We start from the raw sequence: 16,560 nt of genomic DNA on the forward strand, positions 1-16,560 counted from the left end.
TTCTGTGAATATTTCTATCTAATTAAAAAGGGGCTAAAATTTTGTCAATACTGCCTAGGTTGTGTTGACAAAAAATTTAACGTAACCAAATTAAAGTTCCTGCAAAATTTAGGAAAGCTAAGAAGGTGTCGGGAATTTTATCAAACCTAGAGAATATGCGTCTAAAATGTTTAATTTTACTGAAAAAACATTCTATTAAATGTCGTTCTTTATAAATATGTTTATCGTATTCACGTTGTACTTTACGGTTACATTTCGGCGGAATAACAACCTTACAACCCTTATTCTCTAAGCTTTTTACAAAGGCACTACTATCATACCCCTTATCTGCTATCAAGGTAATATCGTGGATATCTTTGGTAAGATTTTCAGCTTGAGTAATATCGTTCCTCTGCCCAGCAGTCAGAATAAACTTCAAAGGATTACCAAGCGCATCAACTTTAGTATGAATTTTAGTACTAAAACCACCTTTACTTCTACCTAAGGCTGCTTGCTCTTGATTGCCTTTGTGATACCCAGATGAACAAGCATGTGCTCTGACAATAGTCGCATCGATTATAGTTGATTCCATATCTGCATCCCTTGTTACATAATCCATTAATGCTTCCCATATACCCTGTTCTACCCATCTCTTAAATCTACGATAAATACTGTACCAATATCCATAATATTCAGGTAAAAGGCGCCATTGACATCCGCTCCTGGTTACAAACCATATCGCCTCAATAAATTTCCTTAAGCTAGCTTCATCATGGCTATGTATTCCTTTAGTTTGTTTTAAAAATGTTATAATTACTTCCCATACTCGTTCATTTATGTAATACTTCATTGTGGTGGTTTCTTTGTTTCAATGACTGAAAACTACCACTTAGTATTATTATTGCAATCCTCTATCTCTTATACCTCAACCTTATTTTTTTTGTCAACACAACCTAGGTTCTGTGAAGGTTTCTATGTATACGCAATGGATTTCAAGAGTTGGATTTTATTTGGCAGGGGTGAGCGCGCGGAGCGTACAACTAAGTACGTGAGCACGCGAAACCACGATAAAATGAAAAAACAACTCTTGAAAGGCGAAGAGTATAATGAGTAGATTTATAGGCATTTTTGCTCACAGAACCGTAGTGTACTAAAGTACGTGAGCAGCCTCGATTTTTAGGGCACGACGACGCCAATTCTTGAAGTTCCAAGAAGTATATCTATATAATCACCAGTCAGAAAGAGGAATAATATGTTAAAAGATGTATTAATAGTTGCATTATTAAGTGGGGGCCATTATGTAGGCGATGATAATAACGTTCGGGGCATTGGCATGGCCTTAGAATCGAGGGATTTTCACAATATAACATACGAAACTGCCATACACAAAAACCAAGCAGGAGCATATAGTTTAGAACCTAAAAAAATCTTAGCTATTCAAAATATGATCCATAATAAGACAGCTCTAGTAATAGGTGCGGGCATTGATGGTATGGAAGTACTAAATTCTTTACAAAAAGAACCACAACATGTGTTTATTTGGAGCGGCCATCAACTACCTAACCAGGTTAGAGAGCATTTATCTAATTTAAATATAATTATTATCCCTAAGTCAGCAATAGATGAACAAAGTCAGCATATTTTTAGTAGCGCGAAAGTGCAATTAATAACCACCATTGGCGTTCCACATAACAAAACTAAGGAAGATATAATTAAAAGTTATAATGAATGGATCGAGAAGGATAAAATAACAATCCTTGATAATGCTAAAATTTTGTTAGTAGCCTTACCTGGAGATGCTCCAGATAAGGCGGGCCAGATGAAATATTATACTAAAGAGTCCGCAGAACAACTAGGGACACAGCTAGGCAGCATAGCGAATGCTCAAAATATGATAATGCTAGTTACTAATGGACCTAGAACGGGGCAAAATGATCCTATTACTGGTGAAAAATTGCCTCTACATAAGGTAGGTGATATAATAGATTCAGTCAGCAAGAGTTTTTTAACAGCTGCTAAAAACCAATTGGATAGCACAAAGATTATATTTGATAATTTTAATTTTGACTCCCCTAGTTTATTCAACGCTTTTTTGGGAGCAGTATATTTAAATGATAGAAATAGCGTAGCTATAATAGGAGGCGATTCTACAAGTCAAGTGACTGAAGCAACTAACCTGCTTAAACCTGGGCAAGTTTATATTGTGAGTAATAATGCTATGAACGAAAGTCACCATAAACATAATGACAACGTTATAGATCATAAGTATGCCCAGCAGCTTTTACCTAATGCGCAATCTTTATCATTTAAAGATACGCAACTACCTTTAATACCAACCGATGCATCCATCGCAGCGGAAGGCATTATACAAGTTTTAGGAGGATTGTCTGAATAAACTAAATTCAATATAATTCGTTATATTGAATTTAGTTTATTATAATTACAATAAGTTATTATGATCAGCATTATTTCTCCGGCCAAATCGCAGGATTTTCTTCTGCCAATAATTGATATACCACCAACACAACCATATTTTATCGATGAAACGCGTCATTTAGTACAAATATGTCAAAAACTATCACAAAACCAAATTAAACAATTAATGCATGTTAGTGATAAAATTGCTGAATTGACCTATAATAGATTCCAAGATTTTGATAATCAGATATCTAAGCAAGCGATATTTGCTTATAACGGGGACGTTTATATTAGTATTGCAAAACAAGATTTTTCTCAAGAGCAAATTAATTTTTTGCAAAATCATTTACTTATTATATCAGGATTATATGGAGTGCTTAGGCCACTTGATTTAATTAAGGACTATAGACTCGAAATGTCAGTCACCCTACCAAATGCAGGCAAACTATCCAATTTTTGGCAAGACTATATAACTAATCATATAAATCAAATGCTAGCAACTCATTCATATAAATACCTAATCAATTTAGCATCAAATGAATACGCTAGTACAGTAAATCAACATAATTTGCATTACCCAATTATTAATATTCATTTTAAAGAAGCTAGAAATAATATCTTACAGGTGATAGGAATAAATGCTAAAAAAGCTAGGGGTAGTATGATAAACTACATTGCAACAAATCTTATAGATAATCCAGAAAAACTGAAAGATTTTACGGAATTAAATTATAAATATAATGCAAGTAAATCTTCAAATAAAGATTGGGTATTTATTAGACTTCCTGCATAAACCTATTTCCTTAACTTGAGTTAAATAGTACAAAATAATATGGAATTTGACCCTAACCTCTTATCACGTATCCAGTTTGCCTTTACTATAAGTTTTCACATCATTTTTCCATCATTTACCATTGGCCTTGCTAGTTGGCTGGCTGTAATAGAAGGATTATGGTTAAAAACCAATAACAATATCTATCAAGAAATATATAAATTCTGGGTTAAAATTTTTGCTGTTACTTTTGGTATGGGGGTAGTATCTGGAGTTGTTATGTCATATCAATTTGGTACTAATTGGTCTGGTTTTTCTGATAAAGTAGGGAATGTTCTAGGCCCGCTTTTAGGTTTTGAAGTACTTACTGCGTTCTTTCTAGAATCTTCTTTCCTGGGAATTATGCTATTTGGATGGAATAAAGTGAGTAAAAAAATGCATTTTGCCGCCACTTTAATTGTAGCCATTGGCACTATCATATCGGCTTTTTGGATAATTTCGGCAAATAGCTGGATGCACACTCCTAGAGGTTACTCCATAGGGGTTAATAATATCATATATCCATTAAATTGGTTAGAAATTATCTTCAACCCTTCTTTCCCCTATCGCTTCTGCCATATGATTATAGCTTCGTATTTAACCACTGCTTTCACAGTAGGGGGAGTTGCTGCCTGGTACCTTTTACAAGCAAAATACGTTGAGCATGCAAAAATTATGTTGAGCATGGCTATGTTAATGGCAATATTTGTGACTCCAATACAAATTTTTATTGGCGATCAACATGGGTTAAATACCCTAAAACACCAACCGGCAAAAATTGCTGCAATAGAAGGGATCTGGGAAACTGAGAAAGGGGCGGCCCTTAGATTATTTGGTTGGCCTGATGAACGTGAAGAGAAGACTAAATACTCGCTAGAAATACCTAAATTTGCCAGCTTGATCTTAACTCATAGATGGGATGGGGAAATAAAAGGATTAACAGAATGGGCCAAAACAAACCGCCCTCCTGTGTTAATAATATTTTTTGCTTTTAGAATTATGGTAGGTATTGGTATGTTAATGGCACTGACTGGTATCTTCGCTATTATTCTCACTCTACGTAAAAAATTATTTGATACAAAATGGTTTCAATGTTGGTGTGTGATCATGGCCCCCTCTGGTTTTATAGCAGTATTATCAGGATGGTTTGTTACAGAAATTGGCAGACAACCTTATGTCGTATATAATATAATTAAAACATCGGAAAGCTCCTCCCCCATATTAGGCCAATATATATTTATATCCTTAATTGCCTTTGTTGTAGTGTATAGTTTTGTATTTGGCGCTGGTATTTACTACATTTTAAATTTAATAAAAAAAGGACCTCGTATAATAAATGAAGAAGAAACATATGGCGCTCATAGCCTAGAAAATCCATTAACAGCAAGGTCAGACCTATGATTAATTTTTCTCCATATTTAGATCTGCCGTTAGCTTGGGGCGGGATAATTGGTATAGCTATTTTCCTCTATGTATTATTAGATGGTTTCGATCTAGGAATAGGTATATTATTCCCCTTTGCGCCCACTGATGATTGCCGTAATAAAATCATGAATTCGGTGGCACCGTTTTGGGATGGTAATGAAACTTGGTTAGTACTAGGAGGAGCGGGTTTATTTGTAGCGTTCCCACTAGCCTATTCAATTTTAATATCCGCCTTTTATATACCAGTCATTATAATGCTTTTAGGTTTAATATTCCGAGGAGTAGCTTTTGAGTTTAGATTTAAAACTTCTGCTAAATATCGATATATATGGGATTACTCCTTTCATTTTGGTTCAATTATTGCTACCTTCTTTCAGGGTACTATGCTTGGAGCTTTTGTTCAAGGTTTTAAGGTGGAAGGCAGAACATTTGCTGGTACTGTTTTTGACTTTTTAACCCCTTTTTCTATCATGACTGGAGTAGCATTAATGTTTGGCTATGCCTTACTTGGCTGCACTTGGTTGATAATGAAAACAGATGACAACACTCAGAGATGGGCACGCAAATGCGCATTATATGTATTAATGTACGTTATGCTATTTATTGGGTTAGTAAGTTTATGGGTACCATTTTTAAATGAAAGAATTCGAGTATTATGGTTTACTATGCCTAATTTTGCTTATCTCTCCGTAATTCCTATTTTAACTATTTGTACCTTCTTTATGTTGTGTACAGCTATTTGGCAAAATAAAGAATTTCAGCCATTTCTTTACGCAATCTTACTATTTATATTAGGTTATTTAGGACTTAGTATAAGCATTTGGCCCTTTATAGTACCACACCAAATTTCTTTATGGCAAGCAGCAGCAATAGCAGAAACCCAATCTTTTATGTTGATAGGTATCATCATTCTTTTACCAGTAATATTAGGATATACAGCTTTTTGTTATTATGTATTCCGTGGTAAATCAACCCACCACCCAATGTACTAAATTTATGATACTATATTCTAAATTAAGAAAGATTTTTACTTCCTTGAAGCTACCTAAAAGTCTTTTGACAAAAAAGACCAAAGAATGGTGGTGGTTTATTATATTATATTTAGGAGGATTAATATTTGTAATATCCTTATCTTATATTATAAAAATAATATTCTTAATGTTTAGCAAAACCCAGTAAAATAGCCTGTTAGTTAGTTAAAATAAGTGATTAATAATTGATTTAATTTATGTATACACCCTCCTCAGCGCATCCGCTCAATTTAAAACAATATCAAGAACTACCTTATATTGAAAAACGAATCATCCAACTTCATGCTTTTAGTAAAATTAACATTTCTAAAGTAGATTTTCTTAAAGTAGTGAGAAATATCTTACCATCTTCTGACAATATTAAGTGAATTTCTTGAAGTTACCTCTAAACCGCTGAACCAAAAATTAGCTGCAGTCTTAAAATACCCTAAAAACAAACTAAATAATGCATTAGATGATTTTATATTATTTTTGGTATAGCACTGTTAACAAAATAAGTTATAAGCTTTAATAAGAGCAAGAGCGATAAAGTTGAGGAAGATAGAGCTTGTTGTAAAACTCTAGATTTATAATAATAAGCGATTTAAAAGTAATTTGCTCATAGCAATATAAATAAAATTTTGGGATGTTTGAGTTAAAAAATCATATTCCTTTGCTAATCTTCTACTTCTACCAAGTCAACCAAAGGTACGCTCTACTACCCAACGTCGCGGTTCAACCTTAAAACCCGACTGTTTAATTGGTAAACTCTGGACCGGAGTATCTTTATGTACCCAAACTCCATGCCTTGTTTTTCTCTTAACAATTTCCAAATCAATATCATACTCTTTATTAATATAATCCTTTAACTTGCTACCTTGGTAACCCATATCAGACCATATTTTTTTAACAGCACTATATTTGGTTAACATATTAGACCTCTTGCATAACCTAAAGATAATTGAAGAATTTTTAGGAGAAACGAAGTCGAGTACCGCAGCGTACATAGACGTACGTGAGGAACAGAGAGGAGTTTCGACGACAAAATTACCAATTAGATTAGGTTATGCAAGAGGTCTATTTTTCCAATCGTTAAAGTTTTTAAACCTTTCTCAAGACGAATTTGGTGATCCGTTCTTAGGGGAATAGCAAATCTTATATGATTATCTATTAAGAAATTTAACCATTCTTTATTCATAAATTCTCGATCAGCAAGTAAATATTTTATTTTTTCAACCCCAAAATTGTCAATAAACTTCTGCAAAAATTCTTCCATAAATTCTTTAGAACAAGCTCCACCATGCGATAAAGAATGCCAATATATTGGCACTGATATCTTACCAATTACAATTACTAAAAACAAAATATTAATATCTGTTTTACCAAATTTCCAATTTGTTCGATCCATTGCTACAACATAATTTCCTACACCGAACAAGCTTAACAGTAATGATGCAACCTTCATATAATCAAAAGTAAATTCTTTTAACAATCGATAAATCCTATGGATTTTTGACGATGCTTTAGCATCACCTGAAATACCAAGCGCTAAACCCTTTGGGTCGATAGAACCTCCAGTTATTAAACTGATTATCATCCCAGACAAACATTTTAATCTTGATTTATTTCCGTCTATATATAAAATCAATTCTTGAAGTAGTATTTGGTGCATAGTTTCTCAAAAAATATCAACCTTATACTACTTCTTCCCTCCCTAAATCAACCCTCCAACCCAAAATCGTAGGGTACTATGGGTAGATTTATGCGGTCATTATACAGTTTAAATAAAAATCCCTTAACTGTATGGCATTGTTCATAACCTTTGTCTTTGAGCTCTGTTACTGCTTTATGAGTCGGTGCTAGACCTATCGCATTTTGCCGGCGGCTAGTTGCAAGTCTATAAGCTATGCCTAAAACATGCGATTTACCGGTACCGGCTCTGCCCCTTAAAATTCTGACTCCTTTATCAGTTACTAATATAGTTTTTAGCGCTTCTCTCTGCCACTCGCTAACATTCGTTAGATTTTCTATATTTTTCTTAAATGCATAGATATTATCATAATGAGCTTGCTGGTTCACTTTATCCGCTATCCGCATTAACCGTAACTCTTCGGCTCGTACTTCTATAGTAGTATAATAATTTGTTGCCTTACCATCTTGCTGGTATAATGTTACTAATCTCTCTGAAGCTAGTACTTGTTTTATTACTTGCGGTATTGTTTCATCTTCTACCTTCTGGATGGCTTGCTGCACGTCTTTTTTACTAAAAATAGCTTGATACTTGGTAATGTGATCCAATAATCCATTTGCTTCTTTTATGATCTTTAAATTGGCATCCTTAACTAATTCATTTTCCTCTACCACCTTGTTGATTAGGCTTCGCATTCTAACGGGGCCAATATGTTGCTGCGCTACTGCGCCAATAGCGTCTACGCGGTTGTCTAAACCTAATTTTTCGAAGTATCTATTGATCACCTCCTTAACCTTCTCGTGAATTATTTCTTCTTCAGGAATAATAAAGTCTTTTCCCCCTTTCGTATTTTTAAATTGTGGATTTAAATCTACTGCTTTTTCTCCAAGAGATTTACCATCTTTGCTAAATCTCCGAGTTGTCAGCAGCAGATGCACATGCCAATTCCTCTCACCCTTGTGCGGCTTATGGATATCTACCTGCACCCCTAAACCATTTTTTACCCAAGCCATTTCATCAATGATCTCATGGGTGATGGCTATTCTATCTTCTAGGTTTAGTTCCTTATCATCTGGCAAGGCGATCACTACATCTTTTAACAATTGGCTGTTCTTCCTTTTCTCTAGTCGCTCTACCCCATTCATTAATATTTTTGGATCTTTAAATCTACTATTTACATGATTGGGTAATAAAACTATGTGGTAAACATTGTCTCCTCTTTTTGTAAAATCATAAGTAATATTAGTCTGTTCATCTTTGATTTTTGTCCTAGCATTATAAGCAGCTTTACAACAGCTATTTCCCCCTTTACTTCTACTAACTATCTCGATTCTTGCAAATTGAATGGCCATAGTTTACTACTACACGATAATGTTAACCTGGCATTACTTTGCATGAATAGATTAGCATGGAAAAATTGCAGATGCGAGCTAAAGAACAAACCACATAGCAAGAAACTTTAGTTTCTATATTGCGTATAGCCTGCTTCTTGGGAAGGCAGTCTATAACCCTTAGGCTCGTTATTTTTCCCCTGTCTCCTGTTAGAGACAGCTGGATTTGTGTTTACTGTTTTATGGCGTGATAGGTTTTGGAGATCAGTATAATTGGAGGGGGAGAGGGGTGTGTTTAGAATTAGGATGCTGGTTCAAGAAAAATTTTAAGGCAGTCACATCTAACACTTGAATGACTTCAGCAGTTTGGGCATCCTGACATACAAGATAACTTATGTAGAAAATTATGGTAAATAGTAAAGAACAAAATACTGCAACAATAGCAGTGCACCAAATGCACGAGGCTACACAGCAAAAAATTAAACTCCAGCAGAAAAAAGCTAGGTTGATAATGGAAGAAGTAAAATTCAAAATCAAAGAACGGAAAATGCGTACTCGTCATTTAATTCAAGTGGGTGGTTTAGTTGTAAAAGCAGAATTAGATGCCTTACCTACCAATAGTTTATTTGGGGCATTAGTTACCTTAAAAAGTGAACTAACAAAATGTCCTGATATTCAGAATCACTGGACCAAAATAGGTAGAGATATTTTTGATCAAGAGGAAAAAACGAGAACTGCTGTTATCATAAAATTTGCCTCTAAACCTGAAGAATCCATACGCACCCACATCAGACAACATGGATTGAAGTGGAATAGTTTGCGAAAAGAGTGGTATGGGTTCATAACTGACATACAATCTCTAAAAAATGGTTTGCTGGATGTAGAATATGAACTAGAGATAGTAAAGTCGATATAAGCTAAATAACTATATCAAGCTGATACTGCATTGCCACTTCCTTAGCCGCAAAAGCCATAGAAATCTTTATAATCTTTTTAACATGCTGATACTCTTTTATTTTGCTATCATATTGCTTATCTATAATTTGCTTTAACCCTGCTTTGGCAGTCGATTCTAACTCTTCCGAAGTTTTACATATTTTATATTCAATAATAATTGCGGTGTCTAGCGCCTGAGCTATTGGAATCAATATGTGATCACACCTACCATGTCCAGATTCTCTGTTAGATTCTATCATATATTTCCGAACCAAAGGGGCTAAAATTCCACCCATTAAATTATGATAATCCCTCTCCCTACTTAGGTCATGATAACTAGTTGAGCCTAGTAAATATTCTTGTAATTTTTCTTTAAACTTATCTATTTGCTGTAGTAACAAGAGATTAATAAAATTATCATACTCACTCACTTTTATGTTTAATTTCCTAGCAACCCATTTTGTCACTCGTGCAATATAAATGTACCGTACCTCCTTATTAGGGATGGTTAAATGATAAGTTGGGCTTTCAGCGTTATCATCAGCAATCGCAGGGTTTAAATAACCAGCAAATACTAGTAAACTGTAAAATATATCTTCATCTTCTTCTATCTCACTCAAGGAAATTTGCTTGTATAGCTTTTTAATTATACCCTTGCCCACTAGCAGTTCCTGCAAATCTTTTTGGATTTCATCTGACAATAACGCCTTATCAACAAGCCCGGTTCCCCCGCTATCTAGCCAGTAATGATCAAGTTTACCCTTGTGCGCTAAACACTGCATTATGGACCATGGATTGTAAATGACTTCCCCGCCAAATGTATAACCATTATACCAATCTTTAATCTTCTCTGGATCAGTTGTAGTTGATACTTTTGTAAGTAACCCATCTACTTCTGTTTGAGTAAAACCATAAAACTTAGAAAAATCTTCATCTAATAAAGTATATTCACTAACATTATTCAAATCTGAGAATAAATTAGCTTTAGCAATCCGTAATATGCCAGTAATTACTCCTTTTTCTAAACGTGTATTAGTTTTAAGGCCACTACCAAATATTCCACGGAATAATTCAAGTACCAGCTCGAATTCTTCTGATTTATGACCAAATTTAATGTACGCACTATTAATCGGTGTATCATACTCGTCAATTAGTATATAAACTTTCTGACCAAAGTGCATAAAAAGTAATTCACTTAAGAAGCCTAAACTATTCTCTATATCTAATTTGTTAATATTCCCATTAAAGTAGCGGGTGAGTTGTGTTTTTTGATTATTGGATAATAATGTAGCACTTTCCTGGCAATATTGTTCTAAATACCTATGTTTTTCATATAATTTTATTATTTGCATTTGTATCTTAGACTCTATCTCCTGGTAACTATTCCCTTTCACATCCTTGAAATTTATGGAAATAACTGGGCATTTTCCTTGACGTTTCATCGCATTGGTAATACTTGCAATTTTCAAAGGTTTAAGCTCTTTAGTTTCATCAAAACCTAAATCTACTGTACCTCCCCAAAACAGCTTATTATTTATTTTCTCTTCCTCAGGTAAAGGCCTACCATCTTCATCTACCTCTATTTCAAAGAACTTCTGGAGCATATTCATATTCAAGCTCTTACCCCAGCGCCTTGGACGAGTAATAAGAATCACTTTACCACTATCTTGGAGTACTTCCATAATCATTAGACTTTTATCTACGAATACATCACTATTAACTACTAAATCATAGAATTCATCGGTCCCTACTAACATTCTAGGTAACTTATTACCAATAGCAACAGGGCTAATAGCTTGATCTATTGAATTAGTATCCGAAAGGTTCACTGTCATATTAGTTGATTATATTTAAGAATTACTGCACATCTTTAAACTATAATAAATTATAACATAAATAAATTAGACCACTAAGTAATTTAAGCAAATAATTTATTGCTGTAAGTTTGTAAGGCTTACAGCAACGTATTGTCCTCTAACTAATCAGTGCTATTTGGCAATTGCACCGGTATTTTGCACTCAACAGTCGTAGTTTTTCCTTCTTCACTGCTCAGGACAATCTTCCCATTCATTTCGTGGATCAACTGTTTCACACACATTAATCCTAAAGCTAATACTTTATATTGTATAGCAGAATCAAAACTTTCGAGTTCTTCACACATATCTTGTTGCTTTTCCACAGAGATACCAATGCCAGTATTGTGGACCATAAGTTGTAATATCCTATCTCTATGATTTTGCTCTAAACCATCAAAATCATGGTTATCTTTAAAGCTTCTAGCAGGAAATAGATTAGCAGTAATGACGACCGTGCCTTCTCCAGTGAATTTAACACTATTACCAACTAATTGATTCAATATTGCTTGCAATCTATAGCTATCACCTAGCAAAACATCTGGCATTTCATAACGAATATTAGAGACTAATCTTATTCCTTTATTCAAAGCTGCGGCTCCAGCTTTAGCTATTGATTGTTCCACTAATTTCTTTGGGTTAAATGCTTTCAAAACTATAGAAGTTAATCCGGGATTAGCTATAAAAAATTCATGTACATCATTAGAATAATCTAGTAGCGCTTTAGCACAATCCATAATAGCAGCCCAATGGTTTTTTACTTCCGCGTTTTGCTCCATTGCATAAAGTCTAGTCACTTGTTCCAAAATTCCCTTACTAGGCACATTGATACTATGGCTAATATTCTTTAAGTGCATTTTAGTTATTTCAGCTGTTTGTAACTTTTCTTTTATTTGTTGTAATTCGAGTTCTAGGCTTTTAAATTTAGTAATATCAACGTAATGATCGTGATAGCTAATTGTATGAGTCTCTTGCGCAGATGCTGGTATCAATGTGGCAAATATTGGAGAAAATTTAACAATCCAGCCCTTTTCTGCAATTTGATTTTGCTCTTGTTGTTGATTTTTAACATTATTTGTCATAAAATGGCTCTAACTATTTTTGGTTACAAAAGTGGTAGCACAGGAGGTAATGTGTGAATTTCTCGATTTGAACGTTACCTCTGTGCCTGATGCTACATTAGTGTCGCATCATCAGCAGAGATATCAGCATTATTTTGAGGAGTACAGAGGATTTCTAAAGCACTCTGTCCAGATTTTTACCAACAACTCTAAAAAGCTGCAAATTAGAGACATGTAGGAAATTATATTTCTCCAAACACCACCAAAATACAGTGATAATCTTGCCGCTTCAGAGTAGAAAAAGCCTCTGTAATCCGCATTACCACTGGCATTTCAGCTGTATTTATAGTATAATTTGTTATTATTGATACTGGTAAAAATTATGCTGCCTACTTCTAATAAACCGCAACCATTTTTACAATGGGTTGGTGGTAAAAGAAAAATCACTGATAAGCTAATTGTACATATTCCTCTAGGCCTCAACAATTATTATAAACCATTCCTTGGTGGTGGCGCATTATTTTTCCAAGTAAAGCACATGTTCAATAAATGTTTCCTATCGGACATTAACCTTGATTTAGTTACCAGCTACAATGCCGTTAAAAAAGATCCAACGGAGGTAAGTAAATTATTAGAATCACATCAAGAAAATCATTCACAAGACTATTACTATCAGGTTAGGGATAATAATGTTAACAGTCCCAGCAGAATTACTGCAAGGTTCATATATCTCAATAGATACGCCTTCAAAGGCATCTACCGTGTAAAAAAAGACGGTCAACTAGCGGTATCCTTCTCGAGCAAAATCCATGCTAATTCTGATATCGATAACAGACTACGTCAATGTAGTAGTTTTTTAAACAACACCTACATTTACGCCCTAGATTTTTCTTTCATTGAACCTACAACGAACGATTTTGTATATTTGGATCCACCTTATCATCAATCAGGTGAAACATTTTATACCCCCTTACCTTTCGATGAAAATGAGCAAATCAGGCTACGCGACTTTGTTAAAGAATTAGATAATAAAGGGGTAAAAGCTATGATTTCTAACAGCGATACACCTTTTACCAGAGATCTCTATCAAGGCTTTAACATCAGTACTGTAGACATAAAATATTCCATCCCAGAAAAACGGAAAACCTCTTATGAAGTGATTATTACAAATTATTGAAGTTAAATTAACTAACAGACGTATTTATCCAACATATTACAGTTCCCTTAATTTGCTCTCCTTATCTGCTTGCTCTAGCTTAAAAGTAAAATTTTGTGCTTGAAAAGCCAATCTTAAATCCCCCATATGACGCTGTCTTACTAAATACTCAATAAAGGGCGTATTGGGTTTAATACCATTTCCCCATTATAAGCAGAGATATTAGATTGATAGAATGAGTAATTTATGATATAAAGCTAGGTAATAATGAAATAATAGGAAGTAACAAGGAAATGCCTAAAGTATCAAAAATGATAAATGACGAATTAGTATTAAAAGCAAGGGAAGCTTTGAATAACGGAGGGAAGAATGGTGTTGTAGTAACAAGATTAAAAGCCATACTAGCATCGAGTAAGCATGGTATTAAGAAAGTAGCGGAAGTTTATGATATCAACAGATCTTCGCTACATAGATGGGTTGCTCTATTTCGAGATCAAGGCATTGATGGTCTCAAGAACATAGCAAAGCCTTCTAGATCAAAATTAAATACTGCTCAAAAAGATGAGATTAAAACTTTGATAAAGAGAGACAGTAGTATTACGATTAAGAAATTAAAGATAGTGATAAAAGAAAAATTTGATATAGATATAGAAAAATCTAGTATACATAGAATGCTAGGGGCACTTGGGTTTAGGCATATTACTGGTAGAAAGAGGCATTACAAAGCTGACACATCTTCTCAAGAAGAATTCAAAAAAAAATCTACAACAAGTACACCAAGATAATCCTATGGTACCTATTTATTTTTTTGATGAGACTAGGTTTGGGACCAATACAAAACATGGTTTAGGATGGTTTGAAAAAGGCAGTAGGACTCCAGTTCCTACAAAGCTGGGATTTAAATCATTTTATCTTTATTCTGCTACAAATCATAGAGATGGAGACTCTTTTAGTTTAATTATTCCGAATGTTGATAAGGCCTGTATGCAAGTTTTTCTTAATGAATTTGCGAAACATATAACTACAAAAGTTATACTAGTGATGGATGGAGCTGGATGGCATAAAGGTCTTACAATACCAGCTAATATTGAGATTATGTACTTACCACCATATAGTCCAGAGTTAAATCCTGTAGAGAGGTTGTGGCAACATTTAAAAGATTCGGTATTAAAAAATAAAGTTTACGATTGTTTAACTAAACTTGAAGATGCTGTAATTGAATTTATTCAATCTATTTCAATAGAAACTATAAAATCTATATGTAATTGTTCATATATCTATTTATAATAGGGAAATGGTATAAGAATTACTTGGCTGGCAACTTTATCTTCTTCTACCACCGCTAACTTACTAAATATGCTACGGTCCGCATTTTGGCCATGTTCCTGAAGCAAAAATCGCCTGACCTTATACCATACTGAAGCTGGATCTAGCTTATTCAGTCCTGACAAATCTTTAATCTCTTGTTTGGCGGCTGCAACTGGCTTAAATGGTAATATTTGTAGTTGCTTAATTTTATTACCGTAAACCGCTTGTACTTGCTCTAATATCTTAGTTTTCATGTGTTCTGACACGCTGATATCCTTTAACAATTTCAGTTGATACTGATCTTGATCAACTCCCTTAAATTCACAAGAAGTCAATAGCTCATAAGCGGTATTAGCCTCAAATATTCCAGCAATTTTCCGCTTTAGTTGTGCTTGCTTGCTAGTATCGAGGTTGCGTTCTATTTTTTCTAAATATTGCTCTTTTAGTTTTTCAGGATCATTGGATTTGAACTGAAAACTGCTTTGGTTAACTTTGCTACTTGCCCTTAGTTCATGCGCTAAAGCCTTGACCATATAGTTCAGCAGCACTTTTTTATTACAAAAATAATGGTTAGGATACTGTTCTGCCAATTTTAATAACAGCTTGTTGATAAAATTCAAGTTGAATTCACGATTTGACCTTAACTGCAGTAAATCCGCATCTTCCTCAGTTAGTGGATGGAAATCTGCTAACCTTTTTCTTTTGAACCAGCCCTTATTGTTCAAAGGCGCTGAAGCGTTAAGATATGAGGAGATTGCTGAATCATTGCCATTGGAATTAGGCATTTTCTCTATCACAGATGTAAGGCTAGCAGCTAACGTTGTTTCAGCTGTGTAAGCCTTTTCAGTCAGATCCTCAATGTTGCTAATCCTCTCTTCTGCTAACCCTTGCCCCTCGCTAGGAGGAAGAGTTCCTTGTAATCCTTGACAGGATGGTGCTAAGAGCGGTTCTGCTTGTTCTTGATGCTGTTCTATTTGCTCTTGGGGGAATTTTTGTTCTGGTGACTCGACTGTCTCATTTTGTTCAGAAACATTTTTTAAAAACTCAGATTCGCTAGATCTAGATATATTATACCATTTCCCTATTATAAATAGATATATGAACAATTACATATAGATTTTATAGTTTCTATTGAAATAGATTGAATAAATTCAATTACAGCATCTTCAAGTTTAGTTAAACAATCGTAAACTTTATTTTTTAATACCGAATCTTTTAAATGTTGCCACAACCTCTCTACAGGATTTAACTCTGGACTATATGGTGGTAAGTACATAATCTCAATATTAGCTGGTATTGTAAGACCTTTATGCCATCCAGCTCCATCCATCACTAGTATAACTTTTGTAGTTATATGTTTCGCAAATTCATTAAGAAAAACTTGCATACAGGCCTTATCAACATTCGGAATAATTAAACTAAAAGAGTCTCCATCTCTATGATTTGTAGCAGAATAAAGATAAAATGATTTAAATCCCAGCTTTGTAGGAACTGGAGTCCTACTGCCTTTTTCAAACCATCCTAAACCATGTTTTGTATTGGTCCCAAACCTAGTCTCATCAAAAAAATAAATAGGTACCAT

At 34.2% G+C, this 16,560-nt stretch carries 16 protein-coding genes and 2 pseudogenes; 10 read left to right on the plus strand and 8 right to left on the minus strand.

Going from position 1 to position 16,560, the window contains the following annotated elements; genetic code table 11:
• Window positions 1-76: 76 nt before the first annotated feature.
• A complete protein-coding gene (locus AAGD44_RS00195; RefSeq protein ID WP_341763544.1) occupies window positions 77-829 on the minus strand; it encodes an IS5 family transposase in 753 nt (250 codons plus the stop codon).
• A gap of 402 nt (window positions 830-1,231) precedes the next feature.
• On the opposite strand from AAGD44_RS00195, the gene AAGD44_RS00200 reads away from it, so the two are divergent.
• The 5 genes from AAGD44_RS00200 to AAGD44_RS00220 all read left to right on the plus strand — a co-directional run bounded on the left by AAGD44_RS00200 (window position 1,232) and on the right by AAGD44_RS00220 (window position 6,032).
• Window positions 1,232-2,374, plus strand: coding sequence for a hypothetical protein (locus AAGD44_RS00200; protein ID WP_341764089.1), 1,143 nt, complete (start codon window positions 1,232-1,234; stop codon window positions 2,372-2,374).
• A gap of 60 nt (window positions 2,375-2,434) precedes the next feature.
• Window positions 2,435-3,190 carry a peroxide stress protein YaaA gene (gene yaaA / locus AAGD44_RS00205; protein ID WP_341764090.1) on the plus strand — a complete coding sequence of 252 codons (756 nt, stop codon included), beginning with the start codon at window positions 2,435-2,437 and terminating at the stop codon, window positions 3,188-3,190.
• 39 nt (window positions 3,191-3,229) lie between these two features.
• The gene (locus AAGD44_RS00210; RefSeq protein WP_341764091.1) at window positions 3,230-4,609 is read left to right on the plus strand and encodes a cytochrome ubiquinol oxidase subunit I; all 1,380 of its coding nucleotides are present in this window, start codon (window positions 3,230-3,232) and stop codon (window positions 4,607-4,609) included.
• On the plus strand, window positions 4,606-5,625 hold the full coding sequence (gene cydB, locus AAGD44_RS00215; protein WP_341764092.1) for a cytochrome d ubiquinol oxidase subunit II: 1,020 nt from the start codon (window positions 4,606-4,608) through the stop codon (window positions 5,623-5,625). The genes AAGD44_RS00210 and cydB overlap by 4 nt, the downstream gene beginning before the upstream one ends.
• A gap of 236 nt (window positions 5,626-5,861) precedes the next feature.
• Window positions 5,862-6,032 carry a hypothetical protein gene (locus tag AAGD44_RS00220; protein WP_341764093.1) on the plus strand — a complete coding sequence of 57 codons (171 nt, stop codon included), beginning with the start codon at window positions 5,862-5,864 and terminating at the stop codon, window positions 6,030-6,032.
• 198 nt (window positions 6,033-6,230) lie between these two features.
• Here AAGD44_RS00220 and AAGD44_RS00225 read toward each other — a convergent pair.
• Window positions 6,231-6,581: pseudogene (locus AAGD44_RS00225) on the minus strand (transposase); the annotation flags it as partial.
• Between the two features lie 4 nt (window positions 6,582-6,585).
• Here AAGD44_RS00225 and AAGD44_RS00230 point away from each other — a divergent pair.
• Window positions 6,586-6,792, plus strand: coding sequence for a palindromic element RPE1 domain-containing protein (locus tag AAGD44_RS00230; RefSeq protein ID WP_341763779.1), 207 nt, complete (start codon window positions 6,586-6,588; stop codon window positions 6,790-6,792).
• On the opposite strand, the gene AAGD44_RS00235 is transcribed toward AAGD44_RS00230, so the two are convergent.
• Window positions 6,698-7,315, minus strand: coding sequence for a transposase (locus AAGD44_RS00235; RefSeq protein WP_341763778.1), 618 nt, complete (start codon window positions 7,313-7,315; stop codon window positions 6,698-6,700). The two genes, AAGD44_RS00230 and AAGD44_RS00235, sit on opposite strands and share 95 nt — an antisense overlap.
• An 80-nt stretch (window positions 7,316-7,395) precedes the next feature.
• Window positions 7,396-8,685: pseudogene (locus AAGD44_RS00240) on the minus strand (MobA/MobL family protein); the annotation flags it as partial.
• Between the two features lie 433 nt (window positions 8,686-9,118).
• Here AAGD44_RS00240 and AAGD44_RS00245 point away from each other — a divergent pair.
• Window positions 9,119-9,580, plus strand: coding sequence for a conjugal transfer protein TraD (locus AAGD44_RS00245; RefSeq protein ID WP_341764625.1), 462 nt, complete (start codon window positions 9,119-9,121; stop codon window positions 9,578-9,580).
• 1 nt (window position 9,581) lies between these two features.
• Here AAGD44_RS00245 and AAGD44_RS00250 read toward each other — a convergent pair whose 3' ends face one another.
• Both AAGD44_RS00250 and AAGD44_RS00255 read right to left on the minus strand, forming a co-directional pair.
• The gene (locus AAGD44_RS00250; RefSeq protein WP_341764095.1) at window positions 9,582-11,435 is read right to left on the minus strand and encodes an AAA family ATPase; all 1,854 of its coding nucleotides are present in this window, start codon (window positions 11,433-11,435) and stop codon (window positions 9,582-9,584) included.
• Between the two features lie 143 nt (window positions 11,436-11,578).
• Window positions 11,579-12,535 (minus strand): sensor histidine kinase, encoded by a 957-nt coding sequence (locus tag AAGD44_RS00255; RefSeq protein WP_341764096.1) that lies wholly within the window; start codon window positions 12,533-12,535, stop codon window positions 11,579-11,581.
• A gap of 361 nt (window positions 12,536-12,896) precedes the next feature.
• On the opposite strand from AAGD44_RS00255, the gene AAGD44_RS00260 reads away from it, so the two are divergent.
• From AAGD44_RS00260 to AAGD44_RS00270, 3 genes are all read left to right on the plus strand, one after another.
• The gene (locus tag AAGD44_RS00260) at window positions 12,897-13,691 is read left to right on the plus strand and encodes a DNA adenine methylase (RefSeq protein ID WP_410520984.1); all 795 of its coding nucleotides are present in this window, start codon (window positions 12,897-12,899) and stop codon (window positions 13,689-13,691) included.
• Between the two features lie 272 nt (window positions 13,692-13,963).
• Window positions 13,964-14,455, plus strand: coding sequence for a helix-turn-helix domain-containing protein (locus AAGD44_RS00265; protein WP_341763541.1), 492 nt, complete (start codon window positions 13,964-13,966; stop codon window positions 14,453-14,455).
• 4 nt (window positions 14,456-14,459) lie between these two features.
• Window positions 14,460-14,957 carry an IS630 family transposase gene (locus AAGD44_RS00270; protein ID WP_341763542.1) on the plus strand — a complete coding sequence of 166 codons (498 nt, stop codon included), beginning with the start codon at window positions 14,460-14,462 and terminating at the stop codon, window positions 14,955-14,957.
• On the opposite strand, the gene AAGD44_RS00275 is transcribed toward AAGD44_RS00270, so the two are convergent.
• Both AAGD44_RS00275 and AAGD44_RS00280 read right to left on the minus strand, forming a co-directional pair.
• Window positions 14,948-16,084, minus strand: coding sequence for a hypothetical protein (locus AAGD44_RS00275; RefSeq protein ID WP_341764097.1), 1,137 nt, complete (start codon window positions 16,082-16,084; stop codon window positions 14,948-14,950). The genes AAGD44_RS00270 and AAGD44_RS00275 overlap by 10 nt on opposite strands.
• On the minus strand, window positions 16,063-16,560 hold the full coding sequence (locus AAGD44_RS00280; RefSeq protein ID WP_341763542.1) for an IS630 family transposase: 498 nt from the start codon (window positions 16,558-16,560) through the stop codon (window positions 16,063-16,065). The genes AAGD44_RS00275 and AAGD44_RS00280 overlap by 22 nt, the downstream gene beginning before the upstream one ends.

It is taken from the genome of Candidatus Tisiphia endosymbiont of Beris chalybata (genome assembly GCF_964026555.1).
In the GTDB taxonomy this organism is placed as follows: Bacteria; Pseudomonadota; Alphaproteobacteria; order Rickettsiales; family Rickettsiaceae; genus Tisiphia.